The 20,306-nt window shown below is 47.5% G+C and carries 18 protein-coding genes; 13 read left to right on the top strand and 5 right to left on the bottom strand.

Annotated elements, in window-relative coordinates:
- Positions 1-48 precede the first annotated feature (48 nt).
- The 3 genes from LG219_RS01605 to nagE form a co-directional block, all read right to left on the bottom strand.
- Positions 49-2,079 carry a prolyl oligopeptidase family serine peptidase gene (locus LG219_RS01605; protein ID WP_226762803.1) on the bottom strand — a complete coding sequence of 677 codons (2,031 nt, stop codon included), beginning with the start codon at positions 2,077-2,079 and terminating at the stop codon, positions 49-51.
- 103 nt (positions 2,080-2,182) lie between these two features.
- Positions 2,183-2,704 carry a PTS sugar transporter subunit IIA gene (locus tag LG219_RS01600; protein WP_226762802.1) on the bottom strand — a complete coding sequence of 174 codons (522 nt, stop codon included), beginning with the start codon at positions 2,702-2,704 and terminating at the stop codon, positions 2,183-2,185.
- A complete protein-coding gene (gene nagE, locus LG219_RS01595) occupies positions 2,704-4,206 on the bottom strand; it encodes an N-acetylglucosamine-specific PTS transporter subunit IIBC (protein WP_226762801.1) in 1,503 nt (500 codons plus the stop codon). Before nagE ends, LG219_RS01600 begins: the two co-directional genes overlap by 1 nt.
- Before the next feature lie 532 nt (positions 4,207-4,738).
- Here nagE and dapA point away from each other — a divergent pair.
- Positions 4,739-5,614: a 4-hydroxy-tetrahydrodipicolinate synthase gene (dapA, locus tag LG219_RS01590; RefSeq protein WP_226762800.1), complete on the top strand. Its 876-nt coding sequence runs from the start codon at positions 4,739-4,741 to the stop codon at positions 5,612-5,614.
- Between the two features lie 115 nt (positions 5,615-5,729).
- The gene (gene bamC / locus LG219_RS01585; RefSeq protein ID WP_226762799.1) at positions 5,730-6,794 is read left to right on the top strand and encodes an NlpB/DapX family lipoprotein; all 1,065 of its coding nucleotides are present in this window, start codon (positions 5,730-5,732) and stop codon (positions 6,792-6,794) included.
- 116 nt (positions 6,795-6,910) lie between these two features.
- Here the strand turns inward: bamC and LG219_RS01580 are convergent, their stop codons facing one another.
- Together LG219_RS01580 and LG219_RS01575 are read right to left on the bottom strand one after the other, a co-directional pair.
- On the bottom strand, positions 6,911-7,447 hold the full coding sequence (locus LG219_RS01580; RefSeq protein ID WP_226762798.1) for a phasin family protein: 537 nt from the start codon (positions 7,445-7,447) through the stop codon (positions 6,911-6,913).
- A gap of 94 nt (positions 7,448-7,541) precedes the next feature.
- Complete coding sequence (locus tag LG219_RS01575; RefSeq protein ID WP_226762797.1) at positions 7,542-9,830, bottom strand: HDOD domain-containing protein; 2,289 nt, start codon at positions 9,828-9,830, stop codon at positions 7,542-7,544.
- Between the two features lie 181 nt (positions 9,831-10,011).
- Between LG219_RS01575 and pnuC the strand changes: the two genes are divergently transcribed.
- The 11 genes from pnuC to LG219_RS01520 all read left to right on the top strand — a co-directional run bounded on the left by pnuC (position 10,012) and on the right by LG219_RS01520 (position 20,304).
- Positions 10,012-10,560: a nicotinamide riboside transporter PnuC gene (gene pnuC / locus LG219_RS01570; protein ID WP_226762796.1), complete on the top strand. Its 549-nt coding sequence runs from the start codon at positions 10,012-10,014 to the stop codon at positions 10,558-10,560.
- Complete coding sequence (locus tag LG219_RS01565) at positions 10,557-11,075, top strand: AAA family ATPase (RefSeq protein WP_226762795.1); 519 nt, start codon at positions 10,557-10,559, stop codon at positions 11,073-11,075. Before pnuC ends, LG219_RS01565 begins: the two co-directional genes overlap by 4 nt.
- 279 nt (positions 11,076-11,354) lie before the next feature.
- Positions 11,355-11,681, top strand: coding sequence for a preprotein translocase subunit YajC (gene yajC / locus LG219_RS01560; RefSeq protein WP_173534178.1), 327 nt, complete (start codon positions 11,355-11,357; stop codon positions 11,679-11,681).
- Between the two features lie 45 nt (positions 11,682-11,726).
- On the top strand, positions 11,727-13,550 hold the full coding sequence (secD, locus tag LG219_RS01555; RefSeq protein ID WP_226762794.1) for a protein translocase subunit SecD: 1,824 nt from the start codon (positions 11,727-11,729) through the stop codon (positions 13,548-13,550).
- Between the two features lie 17 nt (positions 13,551-13,567).
- The gene (gene secF, locus LG219_RS01550; RefSeq protein WP_226763193.1) at positions 13,568-14,503 is read left to right on the top strand and encodes a protein translocase subunit SecF; all 936 of its coding nucleotides are present in this window, start codon (positions 13,568-13,570) and stop codon (positions 14,501-14,503) included.
- A gap of 165 nt (positions 14,504-14,668) precedes the next feature.
- On the top strand, positions 14,669-15,310 hold the full coding sequence (locus LG219_RS01545; RefSeq protein WP_226762793.1) for a DedA family protein: 642 nt from the start codon (positions 14,669-14,671) through the stop codon (positions 15,308-15,310).
- The gene (bioC, locus tag LG219_RS01540; protein ID WP_226762792.1) at positions 15,307-16,203 is read left to right on the top strand and encodes a malonyl-ACP O-methyltransferase BioC; all 897 of its coding nucleotides are present in this window, start codon (positions 15,307-15,309) and stop codon (positions 16,201-16,203) included. The genes LG219_RS01545 and bioC overlap by 4 nt, the downstream gene beginning before the upstream one ends.
- Positions 16,200-16,913, top strand: coding sequence for a dethiobiotin synthase (gene bioD, locus LG219_RS01535; RefSeq protein ID WP_226762791.1), 714 nt, complete (start codon positions 16,200-16,202; stop codon positions 16,911-16,913). Before bioC ends, bioD begins: the two co-directional genes overlap by 4 nt.
- Positions 16,914-16,922: 9 nt before the next feature.
- On the top strand, positions 16,923-17,489 hold the full coding sequence (locus tag LG219_RS01530; RefSeq protein ID WP_226762790.1) for an SCO family protein: 567 nt from the start codon (positions 16,923-16,925) through the stop codon (positions 17,487-17,489).
- 22 nt (positions 17,490-17,511) lie between these two features.
- Positions 17,512-18,273: a flagellar brake protein gene (locus LG219_RS01525; protein ID WP_226762789.1), complete on the top strand. Its 762-nt coding sequence runs from the start codon at positions 17,512-17,514 to the stop codon at positions 18,271-18,273.
- 150 nt (positions 18,274-18,423) lie between these two features.
- Positions 18,424-20,304, top strand: coding sequence for an MFS transporter (locus LG219_RS01520; RefSeq protein ID WP_226762788.1), 1,881 nt, complete (start codon positions 18,424-18,426; stop codon positions 20,302-20,304).
- The last annotated feature ends 2 nt before the right edge of the window (positions 20,305-20,306 follow it).

Genomic DNA, 20,306 nt, shown 5'->3' with positions numbered 1-20,306 from the left:
CTAAGCTATATCAAACATAGCTTAGGTTGATATACCCATGAAGAAAGCCTAATCCATCAGTTGTTGGCGTAAAAACACCAAGGCGCGACTGAGCGCTTGAGCGGTGTCGCTCGCAGAGTAACCGTATCGGTGCCCGCCTTGCCCCGACTCAAAAAACCACGCGTCATGTCCTAGATCGAGCAATTTGGCGGCCATTTTTCTTGCGTGCGCCGGATGAACACGATCATCATGGCTGGCGCAGGTCAACAATACGGCGGGATAACGCTGTAAGCTGGCGGGTGCAATATGCTGGTACGGCGAATACGCCGCCAAAACGGCACGCTCCTCGGCCATCGCCGGATCACCATATTCAGTCAGCCAACTCGCCCCTGCGCCCAGCTCGGTGTAGCGCATCATATCGAGCAACGGCGCTTCACAAATCACGGCTTGAAATAATTCAGGGCGCTGCGTCAAACAAGCGCCGACCAGCAGACCGCCATGGCTACCACCTTGAATCGCCAGTCGGCGCGAAGAGGTAAATCCTTGCGCAATCAAGTCGTCAGCAACGGCCATAAAGTCATCAAAACTCACTTGCCGCGCAGCGCCTTGCGCCGCTTGATGCCAAGCCGGGCCAAACTCGCCGCCGCCACGAATATTGGCCACTACAAACGCCCCGCCTTTAGCCAACCATTGCGGCCCAAGATGGTCAACGTAGTACGGCAGCAAAGACTGCTCAAAGCCGCCGTAACCATACAACAAAGTCGGCGTCTGTCCGTCCAAGACGATGGACTGATGGTGCACAATAAAGTAAGGAATCGGCGTGCCGTCTTTGGCGCTAGCAAAGCGTTGCTGTTGCACGAAAGGCTGGGTATCAAAAGCGGGACATTGCTGGCGCAATAATTCTGGCGCTTGCCGGCACATTAAGTCGTAACGATACAGCGAGGCTGGGTGCAAAAAATTGCTGTAGTTGTAATACACCACATCGGTTTGCCACGGTTGATCGACCAACTCAATCACGCCATCACATGGCAAAGGATGGTGTTGCTGCAGCCACTGTCCTTGCTGCCAAACCAAGCCAATCATCCGACTTTTAACGCAATCGAGCATCAACACCATGAGGCCATTTAAAGTCGCCTCAATGCTTTGAATGCTTTGCTGCGCCGTGGGTGCAATCAGTAGCTGAATTCGCCCCAGTCTTGCGGTTTTTGCATCGCACGCCACCGCCAGCAATGCGCCCACGGGGTAATCCTGCCCTTGTCGCGACCAATGGCTGGCTAATTTAACGATGAGGTCACCATGGCTATACGCCAAAATTTCGCAACGCAACGGCAGTGGCAAGTGCTGCAATTGCAAGTCATCATCCAAATGGTAATAGGCTTTTTGATCGAGGCTGTGCGCGGCTTCGATCACATCAAATGCGGTCAGGTCACCATCTAAAAATCGCCATGCTTGCGCTCTGAGTGATGTTTCTGGTAGCACCACTAAGTTATCGGCGTCATCCCAATCTTGCCCGCGCTGCAGTAGCCACACCTCACACGGCAAGCCCGCTTGCGTCAGTTGGCTCTCATCCCATGCGGGAGCCACAAAAACACTATTGGCGTCACGCCAATGGATCACATTTTTACCAAACGGCAATTGAAAGCCATTTTCAACAAAACACTGTTGTTCAACATCGTATTCACGGCAAACATGCCCGTCTGAGCCGCTGATGCTCAAGCTAATAAGGCACAAATTGGCTTGTAAAATGCAGTGCGAAATCCCTGCTAGCTGCCATTCAACCCCTTCATGCGCAGCCAATTGGTCTAAGTCAAACACAATGTGCCATTGCGGGTCGGGGCTTTGGTACGACGCCAATGTCGTTCGACGATAAACGCCGCGCGGCTGGGTGCTGCATTGGTAAAAATGATATAGCCAGTCACCATGCTGGGCAAAATACGGGATTTGCTGCTGGCTTTGGCTCAATTGCAAGATTTGCTCAGTCATGACAGTAAATCTTGGATCGGCATCGATGGCCGCGCGGCAGCGTTGGTTTTGCGCCGCAATCCAGCTTTGCGCTTGATCGTGGTCTTCAAGAAATTCAAAAGGATCTGAGTGTGGCATAGGCGGCAACTTGACGTGAAGCGCGTCAATATACGCCAATGGCGCTAGCTTTCAACGCAAAAAAGCCACGAGCAGGCTCGTGGCTTTTTTGCGTACCAACTAATTACTTGGCTTTGAAGGTGTACAGCACTGTTTTGCCTGCCTCAACCGAACCGCTCGCCACACTTTCTAGTGCTTGGAACTGATCGGCGTTGGACAAAATCACTGGACTAATGATCGACGCAGCATGGGCTGCTAAATAATCAAGATCCAATTCCAAAACAGGGTCGCCCGCTTTAACACGTGCGCCTTGCTGTGCGAGACGGGTAAAACCTTGTCCGCCTAACTTCACTGTTTCGATCCCAATATGCACGATCAATTCAGCGCCTGAATCCGTTACCAAAGCAAAGGCGTGATTGGTATTAAAAATCTTCACCAATTCACCATCACAAGGCGCTACGACGATATTGCCTGTAGGACGGATGGCAACACCTTCGCCCACCGCTTTACTGGCAAATGCCGCATCAGGTACTGCTTCGATCGCAATCACTTCACCGGACATCGGTGCCAATAGGATCGTTTCATTGCGATTGACTACGGGTGTTACGCTCGCCGCTGCAGGTGCAGCAGCAGGCGCAACTTCCATTACTTTTTTGTTGATGACGCCAACTGAATCCGCAAAGCATCGGCAATCAATTCAGCTTTAGGGCCAACAATGATTTGCACACTTTGTTTGTTCAATTTAATCACGCCACTGGCGCCTAATTTCTTTGCAGCCGCTTCATTGACCAAATCAGCGTCAACCACTGACAAACGCAAGCGCGTGATGCAGGCATCTACGTTAGTTACATTGCTTGCGCCGCCAACCACAGTCACATACGCCATGGCCAATTCGGCCGTGCTACCCGAAGCAACAGCAGCAGAGGCCGCAGCAGATTCTGGGGTTGCGATTTCTTCGATAATGTCGTCTTCACGACCTGGTGTTTTCAAATTCATGGCCGTGATCGCTGCGCGGAAAGCGAAGTAATACACTGCAAAGAAGACTGCACCTTGACCTAGCAACATGTACCAGTCTTTGGCCAATGGATTGCGCGAAGACAAGACCATATCTACCAAACCGGCACTAAAGCCAAAACCGGCAATCCATTGCATGCTTGCGGCGATGTAAACCGATACACCCGTCAAGAACGCGTGCAATACATACAATACAGGTGCTACGAACATGAATGAGAATTCAAGCGGTTCAGTTACACCAGTAAAGAATGAAGCAAAACCAGCGGCGATCATGATTGATGCAACGCGAGCTTTGTTTTCAGGTTTGGCAGTGTGGTAAATCGCCAATGCCGCGCCTGGCAAGCCAAACATCATGATTGGGAAGAAACCCGCTTGGTAGATACCCGTCACACCGATAACCGCTTTGCCTTCAGCGATAGATTTAGCACCGCCCAAGAAGTTAGGGATATCGTTAATGCCGGCAACGTCAAACCAAAACACTGAGTTCAGGGCGTGATGCAAGCCAACTGGAATCAATAAACGGTTAAAGAAGGCATAGATACCAGCACCTGTTGGGCCCATATCTTTAATGCTCATACCGAAGTTAACCAAGCCGTTGTAAATCACTGGCCAAATCGCCATCAAGATAAAGGCAACAACAATCATCACAAACGAAGTGATGATTGGCACGCAGCGACGGCCACTGAAGAAGGCCAATGCTTTGTGCAACTCAACTTGGCTAAAGCGGTTGTAAATTTCAGCCGCGATCACACCCGTTAAGATACCGATAAATTGGTTATTGATTTTACCAAAAGCGGCAGGCACGTCTTTGAGTGCAATGCCTTCGATTTGCGATACCGCGCCTGGCGACAACAGGGTTGTCAAAACGTAGTAACCGACCAAACCGGCCAGTGCCGCAGCACCGTCTTTATCTTTTGACATCCCGTATGCAACACCGACTGCGAACAAGATCGACATATTGTCGATAATCGCAGCACCGGCCTTGATCAAAAAGGCTGCAGTGGCGCTATCCGCGCCCCAGCCGTTTGGATCAAGCCAGTAGCCGATACCCATCATAATTGCGGCGGCTGGCAAAGTAGCCACCGGCACCATCAGCGCACGGCCGATTTTTTGTAAATAACCTAAAATATTCACGACGCATCCCCTTTTATACATGTTCACCAAAATGGTGATCTGCACCATAAACTGCATGCAGTGTTATTCGCTCGTAGAAGAAACAAGTTGAACTTATTCATACGCCGATGTATTTACCAATCAAAAAATTGACTAAAAAATACACTGCACCGAGTCAATTTCAATCGCAAACTAAATTCGTTTTGTGTCAATACGAAGGACATTAGACGACTTACCCTGCCATTGATTCGGCATAATCGCATGAATGGTTTCGATCTTTGTCGATACTTTTTCCATAACAACCAAAACCCAAACTCATTCTCTGCTACAAGTTTTGCCATATTGTTGAGTTTGCTCAACAAGCTCAATGGCATTTGCAACTTCTTTAACATTTGTTACAAATATTTACATATAAAGAGGTAAGTTAAGGCAAATAAAATTCCATCCGCATCAAAAACACCAACATTTCATGCCTTGAATGGAATAAGTCGGTTTCGTGAGTGAATTGCTTCGGTTAGAATGATCCCCTTTTGCTCACTGGTAAAATTTGCTCATGCTCACAGGAAGCCTAGTTGCATTAGTCACTCCGATGGATGCGGATGGTCAAATCAATTTTTCAGCGCTTAGAAAGCTGGTCGATTGGCATATTGAACAAGGCACTGACGGTTTGGTTGCCGTTGGCACAACAGGAGAGTCACCCACGGTCTCAGTGGATGAACATATTGAGATTGTTAAAGTGGTCGTCGAGCAAGCGGCGGGTCGGGTCCCAGTCATTGCCGGCACCGGAGCGAATTCAACCCGCGAAGCCATTCACCTCTCGCAACGCGCTTTGTCAGTGGGTGCTAATTACGGCTTAAGTGTCGTCCCCTATTACAACAAGCCATCGCAGCATGGATTGTATTTGCACTTCAAAGCCATCGCAGAAAATACCGCCTTGCCAACCTTGCTGTATAACGTGCCAGGGCGCACCGTGTGTGACTTATCGAACGATACGGCATTGCAATTGGCTCTGTTACCCAATATCGTCGGCATTAAAGATGCGACCGGCAATATGGAACGCGCCGCCGATTTAATGCTGCGCGCCCCCAAAGATTTTGCTTTTTATAGTGGCGACGATGCATCAACCTTGCCGTTTATTTTGCTCGGCGGACACGGCACCATTTCAGTGACTGCCAATGTGGCCCCTAAAGCGATGCATGAGCTGTGCGCGGCGGCATTAGTCGGCGATATTAAAACTGCCAAAGACATCAATGATCGCCTGCAAGGCCTGCATAAACATTTATTTGTCGAAGCCAATCCAATCCCAGTCAAATGGGCGCTGGAAACAATGGGGCGAGTGCCAGAAGGGATTCGTTTGCCATTAACTCGCCTTACAGAGAGCGCTCAGAGTATAGTGCGCCAAGCGCTGGTTCAGGCGGGTGCTTTATAACTTTGTGTCGTCCACATTTACGGATACAAACATGCAGCAAAAGAAATTAGCTCTATATCTATCAAGCGCATTCATGATTGGGAGCCTAATGGGCTGCTCTACAGATCAACTGCTGATGCAAAGCAAAGTTGATTATCGTGGTGGCAGCGACAATTTAGCCAAAAACTCACTCGAAGTACCGCCGGATTTAACCGCGGTGAATGTGAATAACAACTATGTCGTGCCAAAGAGCGCAGTACTGGCCAATGAAGCGCAAAGCCACAAAACCAGTAGCGATACGGCTAGTGTTCTGCCGATCTATGAAAACGCCAAAATCATGCAAGCCAATGGCGCACGCTGGTTAGTCGTCAAAGGTGATCCCGCGAAAGTTTGGCCGGAATTACGTGAGTTTTGGCTTAGCCATGGCTTTTTGCTCACGCAAGACAATGAGCAAACTGGCGTTATGGAGACCGATTGGCTAGAAAATCGTGCGGCCTTACCGGGCGACTTTGTGACTAACTTGTTACGTAAAGTTGCAGATAGCTTTATCTCGACCGGCGAGCTTGATCGCTATCGTACCCGCATCGAGCGCGGCATTGAGCCGGGCACGGTTGAAATCTACGTGACACACCGTGGCATGCGTGAAGTGTTTGCTGATGGTTCAGAAGAGGCCAAAGTCTCTGCCGCAGGCGGCGGTGGCAAAACCATCTGGACGCCAAGACCTTCAGACCCTGAACTTGATACTGAAATGCTGAAGTTGATGCTACAGCAATTTGGCATGAGCAAAGAGCAAGCGGTAACGGCGATGCAAACGGCGACCACGCTTCCATCACGAGCAACACTCAACCCTGCTGGCAATCAGCTCGAACTTAAAGACACTTATGATCGAGCATGGCGCCGTGTGGGTTTGGCCTTTGATCGAATTGGTTACACCGTTGAAGATCGTAATCGCAACGACGGTACATTTATTGTGCAACGTGCTGCTGCGAATATTTCGAAAGAAAAAGGAAGCGATTATTTAGGTAGCTTGGCATTTTGGCGCAGCAAAGAAAATCCAAAAGAAACGCCGATGCAGCAATATCAAGTTCAACTTAAACAAGAGCTTGATCGCACGCGCATCATCGCCAAGCCCCTCAATGGCGGCGAGAGCGATGCCAATAGCAAACAAATCTTGCAAGATTTATTGCAGCAATTGAAATAAAGAGTTCGGTATATTGGCAATACGGGCCATTGCGCTCATGTTGCCAATACATCGCCGAAGCAATCAGCATAAAAAAATCGACCCGAAGGTCGATTTTTTTTATGCCTAAAACAAGATTACTTCGCAGCGTGAGCCACTGTTTTAGCGCTGGTTTCTACAGCAGCAACCGTGGCATCAGTAAGGTTAGTCACAATGCGTTGGCTGGTTTTATTGATGGCATCGTAAGCGCTAGTTGCGCTTTCAACTGCTTTTTTCATTGCAGCAACGGCTGGACTTGCTGCAGGCGTTTGTGCCACAGCTTTGTCCAAGCTTGTTACGAGGTTTTTATTGAATTCAAGCACTTGCTCTTCAACCAATTTATTCAATTCAGCTTGCGTGCTGCTCGCAGCTTCATACACGGTACGCGCAACAGCGATGCTTTTCTCAACATTCGGTTGCGCCAAGCCTTTTTGTAGTTCAACCAATTCTTGAATTGATTTAACACCCGACAAAGCTTTTGCCGTATTTGCGTTTTCAGTCAACAAATCACGTGCAATACCCATTTGCAATTGAAACAAACGCTCAGCGCCACTTAAAGCGATATTAGTTAAACGTAAAGATTTTTCTAGTTGAGCTTGGCCAAGGTCAGCAAACTGTTGTTGAGCATTAAACATGTAGATTCTCCAGATGGTTAAATTGTGCACTGCATCAATTGACATTTTTAGCTGGCAGCCACTGAATGTCAAGTTTTATTTGTGCAGTGCAGCATTAGCCACTGAGTTGCTTTTGTTTGATAGCCAACACCGCTTGATTGCGCAGCGTTTTTAACAAATTTAATTGCTCAGGCGTAATCACCAACGATTGCGCCTCACGCTGATCACCGTAAAATAAACCAATGGTTTTTTTATCTAGCACCAAAGGAAATACAATCAAAGTTTGAGCGGGTAATAGCGCCCGATACCAAGGCGGAATGCGTTCAGCAATGTTTTTTGCATTAATGTCTTCGACTAACACATCCGCTTGCTGCGCCAAAACCCACTGAAAGAGATCGATGGCTGGCTCTAATTTAAATTGAAATTGCGGCAAAATCTGATCAATATCAGCGCCAAAACCAAATCGCGCTACCATCGCAGCTAACTTGCTGTCTCGGGTACAAAACAAAACACGCTCAAAGCCCACGCTGCGGTACATGGTTTCTAATATCATGCGCAGCACATCGTTTAATTTAAATTCGCCCACCAAAGTATTGGTGATATCTTGCACTCCTGCGGCCAAGTTTGCGGCCATACTCAGCGCCGGTGCTGTCGCTTGCAGGCGATTCGCTGCCGCTTGCATCCCCTCTATTTCTGCGTCTTCTGCAGGTATATCGCTGTGAGCCACAAGTTTCTTAATGCTGCGGGCAAATACACTACCTTGGATATCGACCCCCAGAATCGACAAATAAGACAAGTATTGCTGAGCGGCCGAGCGCAACACCTCATGATAAGCGCTGTCTTTCCATGCTACGGCTCCCGCATAGCGCTGAATGATTTGCCGTAAATACGTCGTTGACGCCTTCCCCGTCAAGCCCACTAAGGGCAATAAATCGACCGATAGATTAGCAAATACTCGCAAACGCTCCGCTTGCGTTTGCGGCGCATACCGCGCATTGGGCAATGGATGCAGGCTTTGCGTGATCCGCTCGGGGAAATGCCAAAACTGCATCACTGCCGCGGCCAGTTCTTGAAATGTAATCCCCAGTACCGCTTCTGCCGCCACGGACTCACTTTCTTGATACTGCGCTTCGCGCTTATTGATTTCCAAACTTTCTTCATGAAAATAATACAAGGTGAGTAATCGGCCTAAATGCTGAAACACGCCACAAATCAGCAACTCCTCAACATCTCGCCACGCACTTTTTAAGCCCAGTTCGCGTGCTAAAATACCACCAAAAAAGCTTTGCAATACCGCCTCACGCAAACGTTCGGCCTGCCCTTTGTTTTGCATGTGCTCAAACAACAATAAAGTAATCGCCAAGTGACGTACTGTATCAAAGCCTAAAATCACAATCGCTCGAGAAATCGTACTAATTGAGCCACCAAATTGAGCATAATTGGCAGAATTGACCATCTTGAGTAATTTATTGGTTAAAGAAAAATCCTGCAAAATCACACTGGACAGATTTTGCAATCGCTCACCTTCAACATCGTTGAGCTTATTAATGGCACTAATGGTTTGCGATAGTGATGGAAAGTCGGCGGTATGCCGCATGCGTCGTAGCAAAAAGTCCAAGGTGCTATTGCGCTGTGCGGCAGGCTGATGCTCGCTACTGAGTAGCCATGCGGTGAGTGCCGCGTGCAAGGCCGCTACATCGGCAAACGCCGGCGTTTCACCCTCGCATAGCGCCATCATCAATAAATGATCTAATTGCGGATCAATCGCAGCATTGTACGTTGACGGCACCACACCGCGATCAATGCTCGCCACTAACTCAGGCATTGCGTCTTGGCTTAAGCCTTGAGCACATAACATTTGATACAACATCAGGCCATAAGCAAAAACCAGCGTTGTTGGCCCCTCAGCACGGCGAGCTGTCATTTCAGCGCGCAAAGCCGCCTCAGCATAAAAAACACCGGGACTAATGGCAAAATCCATTAACTTCACTTGGCCATTGGTGGTTAAAAATACGTTATGTAACGCACTGGCGGCGGCATTTACGCCCTGCTGTGCCGCGGCAATCACACCACCTAGCAGCTGTGACAGCCATTGCACAGCAACAACGGGCGCGACAGGACCCGTCGATTGCACATACGCAACCATCGTCTGGCCTTCTACATATTCAAAAACAGCACAAGGATGGCCTTGGTCTTCCACGATTTCGTACAGATTTACTCGATTGGGGTGCTTGAATTGACATAAGACTTGGGCCGCTTGCAGCTGATCAATTGCGTGACTATGCAGCACCTTCAGTGCAACACGTCGCTGCTGCTGGGTATCGTTGACCAAATAAACTAAGCCGTGCTGGCCCTGCCCTAATTTTTTTTCAACGATAAAGCGGCCACTGGCAAAGCTTTTCATTTCTGGCTTCCTTTTTTTCTCTATTCAATATAGTCTGCGGCCTAAAAAACGCTGCGCTCGGGTGCTCGTCTGTTGATTTTCAGTATTTCGCACTGTAATGAGCAAAACAATGTTTTAAATCCTGGCCGCGCCACTTCCTGCACCACGCATTCACGACGCAATGCATTAACCGGTAAATTGAATGAGTACGATTGAAATTATTGGCTTTGTAATTAGTTTATTGGCCATTTATTTAGCTACACGCCAGCACCGTTTAACATGGCCTTTGCAAATGATCGCCAGTTTGCTGTATGTGTATTTATTTTTAAACGCCAATTTATATGGCGAAAGCTTACTGCAATTGGTCTACGCCGGTATTGCCGCCTATGGTTTTTATCATTGGCGGAGCCAAACCCATCATGATGACTTTAAAGTCGAGCGTTTAAGTGGCAAAGAATGGCTTTACATCAATATCATTGGTATTGCCCTGCTATTGCTGGTGGCGCAATTTCAAGTGCAATTTTTGCCCACTGACGTGCCTTATTTGGATTCCAGTATTTTTATTTTTGGATTAATTGCACAGTGGATGCAAGCCCGTAAAAAAATCGAAAACTGGCTGTATTGGATTGTGCTCGACATCATTTCAGCCGGCATTTATTGGTATAAAGATTTGCATCTTACGGCGGTGCTGTATCTTATCTTGACCGTTTTAGCCATCACCGGCTGGCTTAATTGGCACAAAAAAGCATGATGCGCATTGCCATTGTTGGCCCTGAATCTTGTGGCAAATCGACGCTCGGCAAAGCCTTGGCAGATTATTTTCAATGCGGCTATGTCGCTGAATATGCTCGAGAATATTTCGCAATACACCCGCATCAACATTACGACATCCACGATGTGATCAGCATCGCGCAAACGCAATACCAGCAAGAAAACGCGATGGCTACCGAGTATGCGCATTTAATTTGCGACACTTCACCTTTGGTGTGCCGGATTTGGGCGCAAGTGAAATTTGGCCACTGCCCGATAGAGATCGCGCAATTGGAATCGAGTGTGAGCTATCACGGCATATTGCTGTGCGCGCCCGATTTGCCGTGGCAACCCGATCCATTGCGGGAAAACCCAGAAAATCGCGCCGCGTTATTTGACATTTACTTACAGCACTTAAGCGCGGGTAGCACCCCGTTTCGGATCGTGACTGGTCATGGCAAGCAAAGACTCGCCTGTGCACGACAACAATTAAGCACGATGGGTATTGTTCTGTAGCCTTTGAGGCATAAAAGCCACCGGAATATACTGCAATATACAGTTGGTATTTTGCACAGAATGCCAAAGGGCTTTGTTGACGATGCGCGGCAATCACGACACACGCTCTTTTTTAGCCCCAAAACAGCAACTTCCAGTGAACTTTATGACCCAGCGCAGAACTTTGTTACCCCAGCTTAGTCATGATGAATGCCGCCTATAAAATGCAGAGCGGTGGATTTTAGCGGCGACACCCGCTAGAATAGTCCGCCTTTGTTTGGCTTACACACTGGAACCCATATGTTGATTGCACCTGCTTTCGCTAATGCTGCTGCGCCAGGCGCAGAAGCAAGCTTTATGTCATTTTTGCCAATGATCGCTATTTTTGCGATTTTCTGGTTTTTAATGATTCGCCCACAACAGAAAAAAGCAAAAGAACTTCGTGCCATGCTCGAAGCACTGCAAAAAAATGACGAAGTCATCACCACCGGTGGTGTCGTTGGTAAGATCGTTAAATTAAACGACCAATTTGTTACGCTTGAATTGTCAGACAATGTTGAGATCTTAGTTCAGCGTGCGGCCATCGGTCAGCGCCTGGAAAAAGGCACCCTAAAAAACAATAAATAATCAATGATACGGCAGCCTTGCTGCCGTATTTGTTGGGGCCCAAGCATGAACCGCTATCCTCTTTGGAAGTACCTTCTTATTGTTGCGTCGATTCTGATTGCAGCGATTTACACGATTCCTAATTTCTACGGTGAAAGCCCTGCGCTACAAATCTCTAGCGCCCGTGCAACGATTAAAGTCAGCAATACCATGGTGGCACGTGCCGACACCATCTTAAAAGCGATCAATGTCACGCCAGTTGACAGCTATTTCGAAGGCACCTCAGTTAAAGTTCGCTTTAAAGATACCGACGCTCAACTCAAAGCCAAAGATGCGATCCAAGCGGCCTTGGGCGACGACTATATCGTGGCGTTAAATTTAATTTCAGACACGCCAGTTTGGCTGACTAAGCTACACGCCAAGCCGATGGTACTGGGTCTGGATTTACGCGGCGGCGTACACTTCTTACTCGAAGTGGACATGAAAGCGGCGGTAGATAAAGCCCTAGAAAAAACCGCAGGCGACGTTCGCCGCGAACTCAAAGACAAAAAAATCCGTTACGGCAAAGTGAGCCGCGAACGTGATCGCGTTGAAGTGCAACTGCGCGACGAAGCGACACTTAAAGCCGCCAATTTGGCGGTGCGTAAAATCTTGGGCAATCTAAAAGTTCAAGATATTGCCGAAAATGGCAGTTACAAACTCGTCATCACCTATCCAACGGCAGAGATTACCAAGCTTAAAAATGACGCCGTATTACAAAACATCACCACGCTACACAATCGGGTGAATGAATTGGGCGTCGCAGAACCCGTGATTCAACAGCAAGGTGAAGGCCGCATTGTCGTGCAATTGCCTGGCGTGCAAGACACCGCCAAAGCCAAAGACATTCTTGGCCGCACTGCCACCCTCGAAGTACGCATGGTGGCAGACGATCAAGCACTGCTGACCGAAGCCATTAATGGCAACGTGCCAGCGGGTTACGAGCTGATGAGTGAGCGCCGTGCTGATGGTCGTAATGTGCCGATCTTGTTGAAAAAAGAAGTTGAACTCACCGGTGAAAACATCAACGACGCGCAAGCGGGTTTTGATGACAAAAACGAGCCTGCAGTGCATCTGGGCTTAGATTCAACCGGCGCAGCGATTTTCAAAGTATTAACCCGCGACAACATTGGCAAACGCGTCGCAATGATCTTGGTTGAAAAAGGCAAAGGCGAAGTGGTTACCGCACCAGTCGTTCGTGGTGAGATTGGTGGCGGTCGCGTGCAGATTTCGGGCTCGATGGGCGTTGCTGAAGCCAATGACACCGCATTGCTACTGCGCGCCGGTTCGTTAGCAGCACCGATGAATATCGTTGAAGAGCGCACCATCGGTCCTTCATTGGGTAAAGAAAACATCAGCAAGGGTTTTAACTCAACGCTATATGGTTTCCTTGCGATTGCCGTATTTATGATGTTCTATTACCGCGTATTTGGGGTGGTCTCTACCCTGTCGCTGGGCGCCAACCTGTTGTTCTTACTCGCCTTGCTGTCCTTACTTGGCGTAACACTGACATTACCGGGGATTGCGGCGATTGCCTTGACCTTGGGGATGGCGATTGATGCCAACGTCTTGATTAATGAGCGGGTGCGTGAAGAGTTACGCAATGGCGCAACACCACAATTGGCGATCAAAAACGGTTATGACCATGCGTTTGCGACGATTTTGGATTCAAACATCACCACCTTGATCGCTGGTTTAGCGCTATTGATTTTTGGTTCGGGTGCGATTCGTGGTTTTGCTTGGGTGCATTGCATCGGGATTTTGACTTCAATGTATAGCGCAGTCTTTGTATCACGCGCCATGATCAACCTCATCTACGGCAACCGTCGTGTGAACACGTTAGCAGTCTAAGGCGGGAGCGAAAAATGATTGAATTTTTTCATGTAAAACGTGACATCCCATTTATGAGCTACGGCAAGCTCACGACGGCGATTTCACTGGCGACCTTTGTATTGGCGGTATTTTTCTTGGTCGCTAAAGGCTTAAATTTTGGTATCGAATTTACTGGCGGTACCGTCATGGAATTACGCTACCAAAAAGCCGCCAATCTCAGCGAGATTCGCCATCAAGTGGATGCTTTAAAGTACGGCGAAGCGCAAGTGCAATCGATGGGCACCACCACCGATGTCATGCTGCGCTTACCGAACATTAAAGACAAAAACAGCGCTCAGCTTTCTAATGAAGTACTCACCGCGCTACAAAAAAGTCGTAGTGATGTGGAATTGCGTAAGGTCGAATTTATCGGACCATCCGTTGGCGACGAGCTATTTACGCATGGTTTAACTGCGCTTATTTTGGTGTGCTTGGGGATTATTTCTTACTTGGCGATGCGTTTTGAATGGCGTTTTGCAGTATCGGCCGTGATCGCCAACATGCATGACGTGGTGATTATTCTGGGCTGCTTTGCGCTGTTTCAGTGGGAGTTTAACCTCACGGTATTGGCCGGGATCTTGGCGGTATTAGGCTATTCGGTAAATGAATCGGTGGTGGTGTTTGACCGGATTCGTGAAAACTTCCGCCAACCGGCTTTGCGTGGCAAGTCAGTACCTGCTGTCATCGACAACGCCATTACCGCCACGATTAGCCGTACCATCATTACCCACGGCTCAACCGAGTGCATGGTGTTGTCCATGCTGTTGTTTGGTGGCGCGGCGCTGCATGGCTTTGCCATGGCCCTTACCATCGGTATCGTGTTTGGGATTTATTCATCAGTCCTTGTGGCATCGCCACTGTTGCTGATGTTTGGCATCACCCGCGACAATATGATCAAACCGGTCAAAGTGAAAGAAGAAGCCGTAGTTTAAGCGCCTTCAATCGCATACAATCAGCGCCGACGAAGCTTCGTCGGCGTTTTTCTTGCGCCATTGGCCGCTTTATTGCGTCGTTGTGTCGCTTTACCGTATCGTCACTGGATCCGTACTTGCTACGACTTGTATCGACATTGACTACGACTTACCCCGGAGCCCTGCATGGACTTTAATCTCATCAATATTTTCTTGCATCTGGATGTCTATCTGGCGCAATGGGTCGCCCTGTATGGTGTTTGGATTTATGCCATTTTATTTGCGGTGATTTTTTGTGAAACCGGTTTGGTTGTCACGCCATTTTTACCCGGTGATTCCTTACTCTTTGTTGCTGGAATGATTGCTGCGAGTGGCACAATGAATGTCCATCTCTTAGTTGCGCTGCTGTTTATTGCTGCGGTGCTAGGGGATGCGACCAATTACACCATTGGTAAATACTTTGGCCATCGCCTATTTGCCAATCCCAATTCAAAAATATTCCGCCCAGAGTACCTCAGCAAAACGCATGATTTTTTTGAAAAATACGGTGGAAAAACCATCATCATTGCGCGCTTTGTACCCATTGTGCGCACCTTTGCACCGTTTGTTGCTGGCATGGCGGCAATGACGTACCGGAAATTTTTTGCCTATAACGTGATCGGCGCCGCCGCTTGGGTTGGCTCACTGCTCTACGCCGGTTACTTATTAGGCGGCATAGAAATCATTCAAAAAAACCTCAGCGCAATTATCTTAGGGATTATTTTTGTTTCAATCTTGCCGGGCATGATTGAAATCGTGAAACACAAAATGGCGAAGGCGCCGACATGAACGAAACGTTTTACAATCAGAAAGACCGAATTCGCAGCGCATTTGATAAAGCCGCCAGCAGCTACGATGCGGCGGCGGTATTGCAAAGAGAAGTCGTTGAGCGTTTATTTGATCGCCTTGCCGTCATTAATCTGGCCCCCAAAGTCATTCTTGATGCCGGCAGCGGCACCGGTCATGCTCGCTCATTCTTACGCCAGCGTTTTAGTGATGCCCAGTATATTGAACTTGATTTAGCGCTCAATATGCTCAAAGCGTCGCAAGCCAAAACCAGCACCCTCAAGCAATGGCTATCGGTCTTTGACAAAAACAAAACCAACTCGATTTGCGCTGATATTGAACACATTCCGCTGGCCGATGAGTCTGTCGATTTGATTTGGTCGAGCTTAACGTTGCAATGGTGCAATACGCCCGATGCCGCGTTTAAAGAATTTAATCGCATCTTAAAGCCCGGCGGCGTGATTATTTTTGCCACCCTAGGGCCAGACACGCTCAAAGAATTACGTAGTGCATTTGCTGGCATTGATGGTCATCAGCATGTGAATCAGTTTATCGATATGCATGATTTAGGCGATGCGCTGGTCAAACATGGTTTGACGATGCCGGTAATGGACATGGAGTACATCACCATGACCTATGCCAAAGTCAAAGACGTGATGCAAGATTTAAAGCACATTGGCGCCAGCAACAAAATGGATGGCCGGCCCAATGGCTTACTGGGCAAAGCGGCATGGCTAAAAATCCAAGCGCAATACGAAGCATTTCGCCGTGATGGCGTACTACCGTGCACCTATGAAGTCGTGTATGGCCATGCGTTTAAACCCACGCCAAAAAACAATGCGCGGCCAGATGGCAGCCAAATTATCAATTTTCGTCCAAGAACGCCTTTAACATGAGCGGCAAACTATTTTTTGTTACCGGCACCGACACCGACGTTGGCAAAACCGTTGCCAGCGCGCAACTGATTCGCGGCTTTGTAAACGCTGGTTTTAAAACCGTGGGTATGAAGCCAGCGGCCTCAGGCTGCATCAGGTCTGGCGATATACTCATCAATACGGATGTAGCAATGCATCGAGCCGCCAGCAATATCCAAGCGCCTGCGGCACTGTGTAGCCCGTATTTGTTTGAGCCGGCGATCTCACCCCACATTGCCGCCCAAGAGGCAGGTGTTGTCATTGACTTACAACACCTTAAAAATTGTGCGCAGCAGCTGACAAACATTGCCGATCGCGTCATTATCGAAGGCGCAGGCGGATGGTTTGCGCCGCTCTCAGCCAAAGAAACTATTTCTGACTTGGCGGGGCTGCTCAACGCCCCCGTCATCATGGTCGTTGGCATGCGCCTTGGCTGCTTAAATCATGCCATGTTGACGGCAAACGCCATTATGCAACAAGGATTAAGTCTTGCCGGTTGGATCGCCAATCCGGTTGATCCGCAATTTGCGCGTTATGACGACAATTTGGCCTATTTAAAGCAGCACCTTGCTGCGCCGTTATTGGCTGAACTAACCTATTGCCCAGAAGCATTCAATGCGGCGATTTCGCCAGCCGCAATCGCGCAGCTTGAACCAATTAATTCACGCCCCGATTTAATTAAACGCCGATAAAAAGTCGCCATGAAAAAAATAATGCTGATGACCTTGTTGTTAATCTTACTGGGTGGCTGTAGCAAACCCGAATTTAAGGGCGCCGACATCAGTAATGGTCCAATTGGCGGCGACTTTACACTTATCGACCACCACGGCAAATCACGGTCATTGCCAGATTTCAAAGGCAAAGTCACCGTGTTATTTTTTGGCTTCACCCAATGCCCAGAAGTCTGTCCCACCACACTGTCTGAATTAAAATCCGCAATGCACATGCTGGGCGACAAATCCGATCGGGTTCAAGTTTTATTTGTTACGGTCGATCCAGCAAGAGACAGCCAACAAGTTCTTGCTGCTTATGTACCGGCATTTGATACTCGATTCTTGGGCTTGCGTGGTAATGCCGCGCAATTGGCCGACATTGCACAAAAATATCGGATCATTTATCAAAAGCAAACGCAAGGCGATAGCTATACTATGGATCATACCGCAGGTAGTTATTTAATCGACTCACAAGGAAATACCCGAGTGATGGTTAATTATGGCGCAGGCGCAGCTGTATTTGCCCATGATTTAGATTTACTATTGGCAGAATAAAAAAATCAATACAGGATATACGATGTCAGATGAAGTTAATGGCGGCATTGCCCCAATTGCTGAGCAAGAAGATATAGCGCCCTTTCGTATTACGGCCATTATGGAAATTGCTTTTGTATTACGCAGCTTAGCGCAAAGCAATGCCAATTTAGCGCTATATTTTAATGCTGGACGAGACATGATGTTGTCTCGGGTACTCAATGTAGACACCAAAGCACAGCAATTTATTATTGATGTTGGTGGGCATGAACCCAGTAATACCGCACTGACTCAAGTCACCAAAATCTTGTTTGTTACCGCACTCGATAACGTCAAAATTCAATTTTCAGTTGGTCATGCCAAACGCTGTCAATTTGAAGGCAAACCTGCATTTACGATTCAATTCCCCAGCGATTTGATTAAATTGCAGCGCCGAGAATTCTTCCGCCTACTCACCCCCATCACCAATCCATTAAGTTGCGAATTAAATTTACCTACCGCGCAAAAAATGCACCTTGAGCTACATGACATTTCTTTAGGTGGCGCGGGTATTTGGCTTAAAGATGAGCCCAAGGATGGATTTCCATCGGGTTTAGTTTTACATCAAGTCAATTTTGATTTAGCCAGCGCAGGTTTTGCAAAAGTAGACGTTGAGATTCGCTCTACGCACGCGGTGACGATGGCCGATGGTAAAGTACGCTGGCTATTGGGCGTTCGTTTTGTTGATTTGCCACGCCCCATCGAAAACAGCTTGCAGCGTTTACTCGCCAATTTAGAGCGCGAACGTAAAGCATTGATTGGCTAGCTTTAGCCGATTTAAGTTGTTTTTTATTACCCGCTAATTGAGCCGGCCCTTGCACAATTTGGTTCTTGCTTATTGCCAAAGCCGACGCGCATCTCGCCTTAATCGATTGCGCATTGCAATCAATTTTTTTGTTGTCTTTTGTGGATCATCATGCACAAGCCCAATCAGTTTGACTTAATGAGTCAGAAGCGTTTTCTTCCCTTATTTCTTACTCAGTTTACCGGCGCATTTAATGATAATTTATTTAAAAATGCATTTTTGGTTCTAATTGCATTTTATGGACTATCCACTGCGGGGCTCAATAGTGCGGTGCTAATTAATATGGCCGCTGGGATTTTTATCTTACCTTTCTTTCTGTTCTCGACGTTGGCCGGTCAACTGGCAGAGAAATATGACAAGGCACTATTAGCCCGTTGGATTAAAGGCTTAGAAATTATCATCATGCTGCTCGCTGGCCTAGGATTTATTTGGCATAACGCAGCGATTTTGATGGGCTGTTTATTTTTAATGGGCATTCATTCGGCTTTTTTTGGGCCATTAAAATATTCGGTCTTGCCACAATATTTAAAACAAAACGAAATTTTAGGCGGTAATGGTCTGATCGAAATGGGCACTTTTGTAGCTATTTTACTTGGACAAATTGCGGGTACCTTGATTATTCAGCAGCAGCCTTACGGTGAAATTTATATTATTGTCGCCTGTCTTGGCTTTGCCATTATGGGCTACTTTTGCAGCCGCGCCATGCCTGCGGCTCCACCCACCGCGCCCGATTTAAAAATTGGCTGGAATATATTTACTGAAACGGCAAAAATCATTTCACATACCCGCAAAAATAAAACCGTTTTTAATAGTTTGCTGGGCATCTCTTGGTTTTGGTTTTTTGGCTCTATTTATTTAACGCAATTTCCTAATTTCGCCAAAGAAACCTTACATGGCGATGCCTCGGTATATACATTATTAATGACGCTATTTTCACTCGGTGTTGCCATGGGTTCGCTACTGTGTGAAAAACTATCCGATTCAGCGGTGGAGCTTGGATTAGTTCCATTTGGTTCAATTGGCCTCTCGGTATTTGCCATTGATTTATTTTTTGCCAGCCAAAATCTCACCCCTGCCACGTATACCGCCTACAGCTTTTTAACTGGGCTGTCGAGCTGGCGAATTATTATTGATATTTTATTAATTGGTGTTTTTGGCGGATTTTTTATTGTGCCTTTATATGCACTGATTCAAATTCGTACCGAGCATGAATTTACCTCGCGCGCAATTGCAGCCAATAATATTTTAAATTCATTATTTATGGTCGTTGCAGCAGCAATGAGTATTGCCCTGCTTGAAGCCGGTTTGAGTGTGTCGCAATTATTATTACTGGCGGGTATTTTAAATATCTTTGTCGCGATATATATTTACACTTTAATCCCCGAGTTTTTAATGCGTTTTATGGTGTGGATTTTGACCCATACCTTATATCGAATCAAAAAAACGGGCATGGAAAACATTCCCGAGCAGGGTGCCGTGGTTTTAACCTGCAATCACGTTAGTTTCATGGATGCGATGATTCTCGCTGGCGCAATTCGGCGTCCGGTTCGTTTTGTGATGGATCATCGAATTTATAATTTACCGATTATGAATTTCATTTGCCGCACCGCCAATGCCATTCCCATTGCGCCCAGCAAAGAAAGCACCCAAATGAAAGACATTGCGTTCACTCAAATTGCCCAAGCACTGGCCGATGGCGAAATTGTTGCCATTTTTCCCGAAGGCCGAATTACCAGCAATGGCAAAATTAATCGCTTTATGCCCGGCATTGAGCAAATCATTAAAACTACACCCGTGCCGGTGATTCCAATGGCGCTACAAGGTTTATGGGGCAGTTTTTTTAGTCGTAAAGACGGCGCAGCCATGCTCAAAATGCCACGCGGCATTTTCTCTAAAATCGGATTAGTCGTTGGCCAACCCATTGCACCAGAGTCGGTTACCCGACTCAATCTCGAGCAAGAAACCCATGTATTGCGTGGTGATTGGCAATAAGC

The organism is Deefgea salmonis, from assembly GCF_020531905.1.
GTDB classification, from domain to species: domain Bacteria; phylum Pseudomonadota; class Gammaproteobacteria; order Burkholderiales; family Chitinibacteraceae; genus Deefgea; species Deefgea salmonis.
This window is presented reverse-complemented; position numbering and strand designations above follow the sequence as displayed.